Here is a 12,032-nt window from a genome sequence, read left to right as displayed (position 1 = left end):
TCATGATTTTTATAAGTTAAACTAAATTTAGTTGCTAATCCCAATAAGCTATTCACTAACTTGTAAATATCGGTATACCGCCTGACGACTAATCCCAAAAGCTTTCCCTAATGCCATTTTCGATGGATACTTCCCCTCCTTCCATGCTTGTCGTAAAGCTTCAGCTTGGTCAGGCTTTAGTTTATGCACCCGACCTTTGTACTTCCCCTGAGCAGAGGCGAGTTTTATTCCTTCCTTTTGCCGCTCTAAAATGATCTCACGTTCGAACTGTGCAAAAGCACCCATCATTTGAAGCATCAAATTATCCATCGGGGTGGATTCGGCTGTAAAAGTAATATTTTCTTTTACAAACTGGATGGCGATCCCTCGTTTGACCAGTTTATCTACTTCAGTGACCAAATCTTTTAGGCTTCGCGCAAAACGATCCATTGAATGTACAATCACCCTGTCCCCTTCCCGGACATAGTTCAACATTTCCTGAAATTTAGGTCGGTCAGTATTTTTACCTGAAGCACGGTCAACAAAAATCCGGTCGACCTCAATTCCTTCAAGTTGACGTCCAGTGTTTTGCTCGACAGAACTTACCCGGACATACCCTACTTTTTGGCCTTTCACTTTTTCACGCCCCAATTGGATAAAAATGAACAATTTCGTAAATTATAATTCCTTAACACTAAAGTTACATGTTACGTATGATTAAAAATCATTTAAATGATACATAATTTCATGAACTTTCAGATTGTAACTTTAGGGTATACTTTAAAGTTACACAAAACATCTATATGAAGACTAAAGTCCAAATTAGTGTTTATGTTGGTTCAATGTATTACATTTCGTATTTTCTATTTGTAACGTAATTTCAGTAATATTATGATTATGTTTTAGAACTTCTAAGGCATTTTGATAGAGTTGATCTGTATTGCTATTCGGAGCAACCAAATGAGCAGTTAAATGAATATTTCTTGAGGATATAGCCCAGACTTTCAACTGATGAATCCCTTCAACGCCCTCTAGCTTCAATAAATCATTTCTTAACGACTCAATATCAATCTCATCAGGAACTCCTTCAAGCAGAATATGAATACTTTGTTTTAATAAAATCCAAGTTCGAGGTAAGACCCAGAAGCCAATTAACACAGCGATTACGGTATCAACCCACATCCACTGGGTAAAATAAATAACTATTCCTCCGATAATCACGCCTATCGATCCTAGAGCATCACTAAGAACTTCTAAATATGCACCTTTTATATTTAGACTTCCTTCAGCACTAGCAGAAAGGATTTTCATTGAAATCAAATTTATGACCAAACCAATGACCGCGACAATCATCATTCCAACACTTTGAATTTCAGCAGGATTCGTAAAACGTTGATAAGCTTCATATACAATATATATTGCTACCACAAAAAGCATCACCGCATTAAACAGAGCCGCTAAAATTTCAAATCGCTGATAGCCAAAAGTTCTTTTATCATCTGCGGCTTTTTTACCAATTTTGATAGCGGCAAGAGCAATAGCTAAAGCGGCTACATCAGTAAACATATGAGCTGCATCAGATAACAAAGCCAAACTTTGGGTAATAAAAGCAGCGACAACTTCTACTATTAAAAAAGTAGTCGTTAAACCTAAGGCAACCATTAACTTCTTACTATTTTCTTCAGTAACAACCGCATGGCTATGATCATGATGTTCTGACATAAAATATTTTCCTTATTCTATTTATGATGAGCAGAGATATTGGATAACAGCCAATATCTCTGCTGTAAATCGACTAATCTATTGGATTAAGAAACTTTCTTTTCATTTATCCAACGATAAAGCACGGGTAACAGCACCAAAGTTAGTAATGTTGAAGAGATAATCCCGCCAATCACTACGGTTGCCAGTGGCCGTTGAACCTCAGCCCCTGTTCCGGTTGCCAGCGCCATTGGTACAAAACCCAGTGAAGCCACACAAGCTGTCATCAACACTGGTCTTAAGCGCAAAATAGCCCCTTGCCACACGGCTTTATGCACTGGATATTTGTCCCTTAATTCCTTAATAAAGGTCAGCATTACCAGTCCATTGAGGACTGCAACACCAGATAAGGCAATAAAGCCAATTCCAGCTGACATCGATAATGGAATATCCCTTAGCCAAAGGAACAGCACACCACCGGTCAAGGCAAAGGGTACCCCGGTAAAGACCAATAGACTTTCTTTGACATTGTGAAAGACCGCCATCAGTAAAATAAAGATAGTGATTAAAGCCAGTGGAATCACGATTTGCATCCGTGCTTTGGCTGAAGCCAAATTTTCAAACTGACCGCCATATTCTATCCAATAACCACTTGGCAAAGTGTATGCTTTGAGCTGTGTCTGTACATCAGAAACAAAAGACCCTAAATCACGCCCTTCAACATTCGTTGTAACCACAACTCGGCGTTTACCATTTTCTCGACTGACTTGGTTGATTCCTTCAATGGTCGAGACTTGCGCGACATCCGACAATAAAATACTGCCACCATTTGGAAGCTGAATAGGTAACTGGGAAACAGATGCGACACTACGGTCTTGCTCTCCAAGACGGATAACAAAATCAAAACGACGATCGCCTTCTAAAATCTCTCCCACGCTTTGTCCACCAATACTTGCAGCCACCACATCCTGAATAGATTTTACACTCAAGCCATACTGGGCAGCTAAAGCTTTATCAATCTCTACATTGAGTAAAGGCAGACCCGAAGTTTGTTCAACTTTCACCGCACTGCTACCTGCGACTTGCTGAATGATTTTCGCGATTTTTGCAGCCTCAGTATTCAAAACCTGCATGTCATCACCAAAAACCTTCACCCCCACATCACTGCGTATACCTGAAATCAGTTCATTAAAACGTAGCTCAATAGGCTGAGAAAACTCACTGTTATTGCCGGGAATTGTCGCAAGATAGGCTTCCATTCGGGTTCGAAGTGCATCTAGGCTTTCTTTTGAATCTGGCCATTCCTCACGTGGTTTCAGCATGATATAACCATCGGAAATATTCGGTGGCATCACATCTGTCGCCACTTCAGCAGTCCCGGTACGGGCAAATATAGCTTTAATTTCGGGAAAGTTTTTCAGTAAAAGCTTTTCGGTATTTTCCTGAATACGTAAAGACTCTTCCAAGCCTGTGCTTGGAGAACGTAATTGCTGTACCGCAAAATCACCTTCACTCAGCTGGGGTGCAAACTCACTGCCAATCTTCGTGCTGAGCAGACCCGTAATGACCAGGAGACAAATGGCAAAAGTTAAAACCACCGCTTTGTAATGATAGGCTCCATCCAATATCTGTTGATATCGGGTTTTGAGCCAGATCATCCAACGGCTTTCCGTTTCTTTGATCTCCCCTTTAACCCATAAAGCAACTGCAGCGGGCACAAAGGTGATCGATAAAATAATAGCTGCCACCAGTGCGAGAACAACGGTTAAAGCCATCGGATGAAATAGTTTTGCTTCTACACCACTTAAAGCAAAAATCGGCAAATACACCACCAAAATAATAAGCTGACCAAAAATAAGAGGACGACGTGCTTGGCGGGCAGCCAGAAAAACTTCCTTAAAGCGTTCACTTTGTGTGAGAGGTCGTTTTAACAGTTGCTGTGTATGGGCTAAACGCCGGATACAGTTTTCGACAATCACCACAGCACCATCGACAATGATGCCGAAATCGAGTGCACCTAAACTCATCAGATTGGCACTGATATTTTTCTGTGCCATCCCGGTTAAGGTAAACAGCATAGAGAGTGGAATGACACAGGCAGTAATCAAGGCAGCACGGATATTCCCTAAAAACAGGAACAGAATGATGATGACCAGGATTGCTCCCTCTACCAAGTTTTTCTGAACGGTTTTAATCGCCTTCTCAACCAAGGTAGTACGGTCGTACACCGTTTCAATCACTACCCCTTTAGGCAAACTATTCTGAATATCTTGAAGCTTGGCATCCACAGCTTTAGAAACAGTCCGGCTATTTCCACCCATCGCCATCATGGCAATCCCTAAAACGGTTTCTTTGCCGTTATAGGTTGCCCCACCGGTTCTTAAATCATGCCCAATAGAGACTTGCGCAATATCACCAACCCGAATTGGGCTGCCATTTGGGCTACCCAGCATGGTGTTCTCAATATCAGAAAGCCCATTGAATGTACCCGGTACACGTACCGTCAGTTGCTGACCATTGTCTTCAATATAACCTGCACCTCGGTTCTCATTATTTTGCGCTAAAGCCTGTTGCAGTTGTTCTAATGAGATATTCAGTTGCTGCATCCGGTTTAAATCGGGAGAGACCACATAGGTTTTTTCAAAACCACCAATACTGTTGACCTCTGCAACTCCCTTAACACGTTGCAGTTGAGGACGCACAATCCAGTCCTGAATCTCACGCAAATCCATCGGCGTGTATGCAGTTCCATCCGGCTTTTTCGCATTCGGATCTGCCTTCAGTACCCATTGATAAATCTCACCGAGACCCGTAGAAACGGGGGACATCGTCGGTGCGATTTGTGCAGGCAACTCAGATTGCGCCTCCTGTATCCGTTGGTTAATCTGCTGACGGGCCCAATAAATATCAGTCCCATCTTTAAAGACAATGGTGACTTGAGAGAGTCCATAACGGGATATGGAACGGGTAAGCTCCAGATCCGGAATGCCAGCCATGGCATTTTCAATGGGATAGGTAATCCGCTGTTCGACTTCAAGCGCAGTAAAACCCTTGGCTTGAGTATTAATCTGGACTTGGGTATTGGTAATATCGGGTACAGCATCAATCGGGAGTTTCTGATAGCTATACACCCCGACCGCAATCCAGGTACAGACAAAGAGCAACACCCAAATCGCATTTTGTATGGAAAACTGAATGATTCGTTCGAATAAACCTTCTGGTTTTGGCAGATCAGAATTAATGTTCATGGCCTGCCTCGTCTTTTTCTAATTCAGATTTCAACAAGAAACTGCCTTGAGCGATATACTTCTGCCCTTCAGTCAGCCCAGAAATCACTTCAAGCCATTGTCCATCACTTGAAGCCTGCCCCAATTGCACTTTCTGTGCTTTTAAGTGGACTTGACCTTTTTGTTCTGAATCTACGATGAAAATACTGTCTTCACCTTCAATACTTTGCAGCGCAGACTTTTGAATCCGAAGGGCTGATTTTGCTGTAGCTTCCGGAATCAACACTCTCACTAACACATTAGAACGCAACTCAGTAGCTTGCGCATCGAGTTTTGCGCGCACCACCAGACGCCCTGTTTGTACATCTGCCTGAGAGGTTAAGCTTTGTACAGTAGCTTTATAGATTTGATCTGAATCATTCACTTTAAAGTCAATTTTTTGCCCGGCTTGCAGTTGACCTGAGAATTGATTCGGCAAATTAAACTCAAGCCATAAATCTTTCAGCTGTTCAATGACAAAGAGCTGATTAGCCAGTTGCACATTTTCACCGACCACAATATCTTTTTGACTGATCACCCCAGAGATCGGTGCTTTAATCAGAAAACGCCCATTGTTATTGCCACTTGCACCTAATGCATTTAAACGTGCTTGTGAGGACTGGACAGTAATCTGCGCTTGACGGTAGGCATTTTCGGCACGCTGGTAATCCTGTTTGGCAGAAATCCCCTGTGACCAGAGTTGCTGTTCGCGCTGGTAATCTTTACGGGCCAAATCCAGATTCACCTGTGCCATACGCAGATTTGCCTGTTGGTCGATCAGTTCAGGCACGATTAGTACAGCCAGCGTTTGTCCTTTTTGCACGCTCTGTCCTAAAGCCACATTGACCTGCTCGACATGACCACTAAAATTAGGCGATATATGCGCTTGTTGATCGGTATTCACCACCAATTTACCTGGCAGGGTTGTCAGCTTTTCAACCAATCCTGTGGATGCAACAGCAACTTTTAAACCTTGTTCAACCATTTGTTGGCTGGTCAGTTGTATTTCGCCTTCTTCAGCATGTCCTTCTTCAGAACTATCTTCATCAGAATGTTCGGCATTTCCCTCATCATGACCATGCCCCTCAGATTCAGTTTTTTTTGAACTTAACCAAATAACCAGACTGACCAAGACCGTAATCAGAATCAAAATTGCAATCATGAGAGACTGGGATATTTTTCCGTTTTGCTTGGCGTTCATTTTATCGTGCTCCCCCATTGATTAAATTTTGCGATGCTTCGACTGCCTTTTTATTCAGTTGTGTATAGGCATCCGAACGGCTAATTTCTTCATAACTTGTGCCAATACTGAGTGCCTCAGCTGCGAGGGCAGTTTGCCAAGCTTGACGTAGAATTTGTAATTGACCCAATCGAAGATTCTGCAGTTGGGTGGTTGCTTGCTGAACGTCGGTAATGGACAGTTTCCCTGCCTGAAACCCTTGTAAAGTACGGCTCTGAACTTTGGTCGCCAAAGTAACTTGTGCTGTTGTGGCATCGAACTGGCTACGTAAACCTTTGAGCTGATGCATGCTGTTGGCAATATTGAGTATTTGTTGCTTCAGCTCACGCTGCTGCTGTTGGTTCAGCAATATTTGCTGTTGCTGGACCATCGGGATCGCATATTGCTGGCGGTTGAAAATATTCAGTGGAATAGCCACGCCGATTGCCAAAGTCGTATCGTTGCTTTCATTAGGGGTTTTGCTACGTTTCATGCCTACATTTAAAGTCGGATTGGGACGTGCCTGAATTCTTAAATTTTCAATTTGATGATCCGATTGCTGAATGTTCAAGGCATAGAATTTTTCTAGCCACCCTTCAGCAATATACCGTTGCACAGTTTGGAGACTTTGCTCTGGCCAAGGGATAGCGGTTTTATTCAATTGAAGATGTGAAGATGTTTCTCCCCCCCACAAATTAGACAGCTGACGACCGGCAGCTTGTTTATTCAGCATCGCTTGCTGATAAAGTCGTTGGATTTCTAGCGCTTCAATTTGGGTACGCTCAAAATCAACCAGGGCAATACTGCCTGCCTGATAGCGTTTCTGGGCACTGTCCAGATTGGCTTTACTTGTTTTTAACTGTACTGAATAAGCAGACTGCTCAACCTCAGCAAGTGCAAATTGCGACCATGCAAATTTAACAATCAGTTGGCTTTGTGCCTTCCATAATTGCTGTTGCAATTGGATTTGTTGATTCGAGGTATTGGCAATCACCCGGTTCAGCTTACGCTGACCAAATAGATCTAGAGGTTGACTAACGCCAACATTGAATTCCTGTTCTTGACCTGAGCCAAAGCCAGACTGTTCTAAACTTATACTTGGATTCTGCCATAACCGACTTTGCTGAATATTCAATTCAGATATTTGCTGAACTTGTTGCCACAGCTTGTCTTGAGTCTGGTAACTTTGTACTTTTGCTAAAGCGGATTCAAAGCTGGTAACGTTTTCAGCATAGCTATATTGCATAGCCGCTGTACATATACAAGCAACCAAGCTATGACGCAAGAGTATAATTGATTGTGAAGACATGATTTTTCCCACTTATTTAAATAATAAAAGTGGTGGGAATGTTTTAGGCTACCCCACCATGAGCGGGGAAAATTCGGGAGGTGGGCTTTGTTGAAACAGGTCAGGAGCCTGATAGCTGTTTTTCCAATGAAATTGTGGATTCACTTTAACTTCAGAGCTTGGATGAAACACATCTACTTTTTCATTTTGTACAATCAAATGCGTCATCGATGGTAGATGATCTTGATGATCTTCACCGATTTCTAAATCGCTACTGAATGTTTTTATGTTTTCTGACTGTCCATTATGATCGTGTTGACGACTATCGCTGGCACACAAGGTATTTTGGTGATGACCAAAATGATAACTCTGCTGTGATTGAGGCTGTTTTTCATGGACACAAAAGGCCGCCGCCACATTCCAAAAGCTTTGGAACATGAACAATCCAACCAAGACTGTAATCCATGTAGTAGAACGCATCATCATAACAATCGAAAAATTTGTACCAAGTATAAGGCTTAGAGCCACTCCAAGGTCAAGCTTAATAAATTAAATTAAACATTCAATGAACACTGAATAGCCGGCACTTTTGCAAATTTACCTTGTCTCTATAAGCTCACATCAATTTCAGGTAAGAATAACAATAGATAGTGAACCGTACCGGGTTTGTCGGAGACTTTTTATTTAAGTTAGGCCACCGGTAATCCCCCCTAAAAATAATAGGATCTAAAAGTAGAATTCTCTCTTAAGATACGAGCAGGAGATTCTGCATGAAAACATCTAAATTTACTGACAGTCAGATCATGTCCATCTTGAAACAGGCAGAATCTGGCACACCTGTAGCGACCCTTTGCCGTGAACACGGCATGAGTAATGCTACCTTTTATAAATGGCGTGCCAAATATGGTGGTATGGATACATCATTAATGGCTCGACTGAAAGAGCTAGAAGCCGAAAATACCAGACTTAAAAAGATGTATGCGGAAGAGCGATTAAAGGCCGAAATCATCCAGGAAGCGATGGCAATGAGCAGCACTGCTGCGCAAGGGTAAAGCCATCTTGCCGGCGTAAGATGGCACAACAGGCAGTTGCCCAGCATGCCATTAGTATTCGTTTGGCTTGTAAAGCATTTGGCATTAGTGAAACCTGCTACCGCTATCAAGCCAAACTCAGCGATGACAATGCACTCATTGCTGAACAGCTCATTGAACTCACTGAGGAAAATTCCGATTGGGGCTTTGGTTTGTGCTTCTCGTATTTACGGCATGTTGAGAGTTGCTGCTGGAATCACAAGCGGGTTTACCGCATTTACTGTGAGTTGGCACTGAATCTGCGTATTAAACCGAGAAGAAGACTAAAACGGCATGCGCCTGAACCATTGAAGGAACCAATCCGAGAAAATCAGGTTTGGTCATTAGATTTTATGCATGATCAGCTTTCCGATGGTCGCAAGTTTCGATTATTGAATGTGATTGATGATTACCGCCGCGAAGGCCTAGCCATTGAAGCAGGGTTCTCATTGCCCAAAATCAGGGTTATTCGTACGTTGAATCAATTGCTGGAGTGGAGAGAAAAACCGTTAGTGATCCGATGCGATAATGGTCCCGAATTTATCAGTCACGAATTTGTGCGCTGGGCGACTGAGCACGGTATTCGTATTGAATATATTCAACCGGGTAAGCCACAGCAGAATGCGTATATTGAACGCTATAATCGGACCATACGTTATAGTTGGCTGAGCAAGCATTTATTTGATACTTTGGATGAAGTACAAGATTATGCAACAAACTGGTTGTGGCATTACAACCATGAAAGACCACATCTAGCTAACAAAGGAAAGCCACCTCTAATGGCTGCTTAACCTCTACTTTTAACTTCGGTTATTTATGGGAGGATTACCATATGAAAGAACTGCGTGTTCAACATCGCGGTAGACCCTTAAGAGCTTTCTTCGCATTTGATCCCTTACGACAGGCTATTGTTCTATGTATTGCTGATAAAGGCGGTAAAAAGCGTTTTTATAAAGACATGCTGGATATTGCAGATGAACAATACCAACTTCATCTCACTACCCTAGGAGATAAATCTAATGGCTAAGACTCTGCAAGAATTGTTAGCTAGCCGCTCTCCAGAGAGCCAAGCCCGTATTCAAAAAATGGCTGATGAATTACTGCTAGAAAATCAGCTTCATCTTATTCGTGAAGAACTCGAAATTTCTCAAAAAGAGCTTGCTGAAACTTTGGGAATAAAACAGCCATCGCTTTCAGCAATAGAAAATCGTGGCAATGATCTTAAGATTTCAACCATGAAAAAGTATGTTGAGGCAATGGGTGGGAAGCTCCGTATTGATGTAGAGCTTCCAACAGGAAAACATATAGGATTTAATGTTTAACAATAAAAATGGGAGCTATAGGCTCCCATTTTTAGATTCGTATAACGTTGAACCCAACGGTAAATATTCGTGTGATCAACATTCACACCCCGTTCGGCCAGCATTTCCTGCAGTTCACGATAGCTAATGCCATGTTTACAATACCAGCGCACAGCCCAAAGAATGATTTCGCCCTGAAAATGCCGACCATGGAAAGGATTCATATGCTGCATCTTTAGCTAAAACAGTCTTCAGCTTACCATTCGTGGTTATTTGCAACAGTGCCGATTTTTTGAAAAAAGCATAGGTCTAGATAATCAAGCTAGATTTTTTAAAACTCCACATTGGTCAATTGTACATAAACCATCACAAGTACCTCTTAAATCAGATAGTTGTTCAATAAGCTTTTGTTGCTTGATTATATTTTCTCTGATAGCACTGACATGTAAGTCAATTAATTCATTCACATCTGAACAATTTTTCTCAGGTTTGTCTTTATAGGTAAGTAATTGACGAATTTCATTCAAACTCATATTTAAAGTTCGGCAATTCAAAATAAATTTAATTCGCTCAACATAGCCTACATCGTAAAGGCGGTAATTTCCTTCCGTTCTTTCCGGTTCCGGAATTAAACCTTCCTTTTCATAAAACCTAATTGTTAATACTGAACATGAGGTTTTTTTAGAGAGTTCACCAATTTTTAAATGCATTGAGTTAGTATTTCCAAAGATTCTTGACTCTATAGTAACTATAGGGATTCTAATATTCAAAGTTTATAATTTTTTTAATGGGTATAATTATGAGTGGTTGTGGATGTAGTAAAGAAACACCATGCGAAGATAAGAAATCTCAACAAGAAAATCATCCATCAATTGCAGAAGCAAACAATTCAAAGAATTGTGATAATACGCTTAGCTGTTGTGGTGAAGAGGAAGAAAAAAAATCTTCATCTCCTTGCTGTAACACTTCAAACAGTTGTGAAGATACCGCTCAATCCTGTTGTGGTTCTGATCCCAAAGAAAATTTAAGCACTGAAAACGTTTTAAAAGATTCGCACTACATGAGTGAATACTTAGTTCCCAAAATGGATTGTTCTGCGGAAGAACAGATGGTTCGTATGGCGCTATCTTCAATTGATGGTGTTCAAAAACTCATCTTTGATTTACCTAACCGTTCTTTAAAGGTTCTACATAATCAAAAAGATGAAAATATAACCACCAAACTTGAAGGACTGGGTTTTGGGGCAAAGCTTGTGAAGACTGAAACTTATATAAGCAATCAACAGGCCAAGCAAACAAGTACCTACACCATTCCTAAAATGGATTGCTCTGCTGAAGAGCAAATGGTCCGTATGACTCTTGCAGATCTTGAAGCAGTTAAAGGTCTTACTTTTGATCTTCCCAATCGAAAACTGAAAGTCTTCCATAATGAAGGGATTCAGCAAATTACGGCTAAACTCGAAGGACTGGGTTTTGGGGCGAAACTTGATGAAACACAGCTTTCTTCAGGCGATATACCTAATGAACCTGATCCTGTGAGACAAGCTAAAGTACTTAAACTGTTATTAGGTATTAATGCTCTACTTTTCTTTATAGAATTCATCAGCGGTATTATTGCTGCGTCTACAGGATTGATTGCTGATTCTCTAGATATGTTTGCCGATGCAGCCGTTTATGGTATTGCGCTATATGCCGTCGGAAAAGCTGCGAAATATCAAATAAAAGCAGCCCATTTCGCAGGTTGGATTCAGTTATTACTTGCTGTTATCGTGATTGTTGATGTCATTAGACGATTCATGTTTGGAAGCGAGCCAGAATCAACGCTCATGATTGTTATTGGCCTGCTCGCACTTATAGCTAACGTGACATGCTTATATCTTATTTCTGGTCATCGAGAAGATGGCGCACATATGAAAGCCAGTTGGATTTTCTCGGCGAATGACGTTGTCGTAAATATGGGCGTTATATTTGCCGGTGTACTCGTGGCGTGGACGGGATCAGCTTATCCAGACTTAATCATTGGCATACTGGTTTCTTTATTCGTACTTAATGGTGCCCGAAAAATTTTGGCTTTGAAGTAAGGGCACTGTTGCAAATAACCACGAATGGTAAGCTGAAGACTGTTTTAGCTAAAGGTGCAGCATATGAATCCTTTCCATGGTCGGCATTTTCAGGGCGAAATCATTCTTTGGGCTGTGCGCTGGTATTG

The 12,032-nt window shown here is 41.5% G+C and carries 9 protein-coding genes and 3 pseudogenes; 4 read left to right on the top strand and 8 right to left on the bottom strand.

Features of this window, described 5'->3' with window-relative positions:
• Nucleotides 1-48: 48 nt before the first annotated feature.
• From FTT68_RS06625 to FTT68_RS06600, 6 genes are all read right to left on the bottom strand, one after another.
• A complete protein-coding gene (locus tag FTT68_RS06625; protein WP_000678311.1) occupies nt 49-615 on the bottom strand; it encodes a recombinase family protein in 567 nt (188 codons plus the stop codon).
• A 186-nt stretch (nt 616-801) separates the two neighbouring features.
• Nucleotides 802-1,701, bottom strand: a complete 900-nt coding sequence (locus FTT68_RS06620; RefSeq protein ID WP_177156119.1) for a cation diffusion facilitator family transporter — start codon at nt 1,699-1,701, stop codon at nt 802-804.
• Nucleotides 1,702-1,787: 86 nt separating this feature from the next.
• The gene (locus FTT68_RS06615; protein WP_096902762.1) at nt 1,788-4,928 is read right to left on the bottom strand and encodes an efflux RND transporter permease subunit; all 3,141 of its coding nucleotides are present in this window, start codon (nt 4,926-4,928) and stop codon (nt 1,788-1,790) included.
• The gene (locus FTT68_RS06610; protein WP_016658777.1) at nt 4,918-6,147 is read right to left on the bottom strand and encodes an efflux RND transporter periplasmic adaptor subunit; all 1,230 of its coding nucleotides are present in this window, start codon (nt 6,145-6,147) and stop codon (nt 4,918-4,920) included. The genes FTT68_RS06615 and FTT68_RS06610 overlap by 11 nt, the downstream gene beginning before the upstream one ends.
• 1 nt (nt 6,148) lies before the next feature.
• Nucleotides 6,149-7,474 (bottom strand): TolC family protein, encoded by a 1,326-nt coding sequence (locus FTT68_RS06605; RefSeq protein ID WP_160240877.1) that lies wholly within the window; start codon nt 7,472-7,474, stop codon nt 6,149-6,151.
• Between the two features lie 48 nt (nt 7,475-7,522).
• On the bottom strand, nt 7,523-7,933 hold the full coding sequence (locus FTT68_RS06600) for a cation efflux protein, CzcI-like (RefSeq protein WP_218947874.1): 411 nt from the start codon (nt 7,931-7,933) through the stop codon (nt 7,523-7,525).
• A gap of 290 nt (nt 7,934-8,223) precedes the next feature.
• Between FTT68_RS06600 and FTT68_RS06595 the strand changes: the two are divergent.
• The 3 genes and pseudogenes from FTT68_RS06595 to FTT68_RS06585 all read left to right on the top strand — a co-directional run bounded on the left by FTT68_RS06595 (nt 8,224) and on the right by FTT68_RS06585 (nt 9,845).
• Nucleotides 8,224-9,314 (top strand): annotated as a pseudogene (locus tag FTT68_RS06595) (IS3 family transposase).
• 38 nt (nt 9,315-9,352) lie between these two features.
• Nucleotides 9,353-9,550, top strand: a pseudogene (locus tag FTT68_RS06590) (type II toxin-antitoxin system RelE/ParE family toxin); the annotation flags it as partial.
• Nucleotides 9,543-9,845 (top strand): helix-turn-helix domain-containing protein, encoded by a 303-nt coding sequence (locus tag FTT68_RS06585; protein ID WP_001140620.1) that lies wholly within the window; start codon nt 9,543-9,545, stop codon nt 9,843-9,845. The pseudogene FTT68_RS06590 and the gene FTT68_RS06585, both read left to right, overlap by 8 nt.
• 41 nt (nt 9,846-9,886) lie before the next feature.
• On the opposite strand, the pseudogene FTT68_RS06580 reads toward FTT68_RS06585, so the two are convergent.
• Both FTT68_RS06580 and cadR read right to left on the bottom strand, forming a co-directional pair.
• Nucleotides 9,887-10,048 (bottom strand): annotated as a pseudogene (locus FTT68_RS06580) (IS6 family transposase); the annotation flags it as partial.
• Between the two features lie 93 nt (nt 10,049-10,141).
• Nucleotides 10,142-10,534: a Cd(II)/Pb(II)-responsive transcriptional regulator gene (gene cadR / locus FTT68_RS06575; RefSeq protein WP_000550240.1), complete on the bottom strand. Its 393-nt coding sequence runs from the start codon at nt 10,532-10,534 to the stop codon at nt 10,142-10,144.
• An 89-nt stretch (nt 10,535-10,623) separates the two neighbouring features.
• Here cadR and FTT68_RS06570 point away from each other — a divergent pair, with 89 nt between their 5' ends.
• Nucleotides 10,624-11,904, top strand: a complete 1,281-nt coding sequence (locus tag FTT68_RS06570) for a cation diffusion facilitator family transporter (RefSeq protein ID WP_180175242.1) — start codon at nt 10,624-10,626, stop codon at nt 11,902-11,904.
• Nucleotides 11,905-12,032 lie beyond the last annotated feature (128 nt).

The sequence above is a fragment of the Acinetobacter sp. Q85-2 genome (genome assembly GCF_013420555.1).
Lineage (GTDB): Bacteria > Pseudomonadota > Gammaproteobacteria > Pseudomonadales > Moraxellaceae > Acinetobacter > Acinetobacter indicus.
Note: the sequence above shows the minus strand (reverse complement) of the source record. Positions and strands in the feature narration are given on the sequence as shown.

Bases quoted from the DNA above. Each gene is read 5' to 3' on its own strand.
- FTT68_RS06620 (WP_177156119.1), bottom strand. From the start codon at position 1,701: ATGTCAGAACATCATGATCATAGCCATGCGGTTGTTACTGAAGAAAAT.
- FTT68_RS06615 (WP_096902762.1), bottom strand. From the start codon at position 4,928: ATGAACATTAATTCTGATCTGCCAAAACCAGAAGGTTTATTCGAACGA.
- FTT68_RS06610 (WP_016658777.1), bottom strand. From the start codon at position 6,147: ATGAACGCCAAGCAAAACGGAAAAATATCCCAGTCTCTCATGATTGCA.
- FTT68_RS06605 (WP_160240877.1), bottom strand. From the start codon at position 7,474: ATGTCTTCACAATCAATTATACTCTTGCGTCATAGCTTGGTTGCTTGT.
- FTT68_RS06600 (WP_218947874.1), bottom strand. From the start codon at position 7,933: ATGCGTTCTACTACATGGATTACAGTCTTGGTTGGATTGTTCATGTTC.
- FTT68_RS06585 (WP_001140620.1), top strand. From the start codon at position 9,543: ATGGCTAAGACTCTGCAAGAATTGTTAGCTAGCCGCTCTCCAGAGAGC.
- cadR (WP_000550240.1), bottom strand. From the start codon at position 10,534: ATGCATTTAAAAATTGGTGAACTCTCTAAAAAAACCTCATGTTCAGTA.
- FTT68_RS06570 (WP_180175242.1), top strand. From the start codon at position 10,624: ATGAGTGGTTGTGGATGTAGTAAAGAAACACCATGCGAAGATAAGAAA.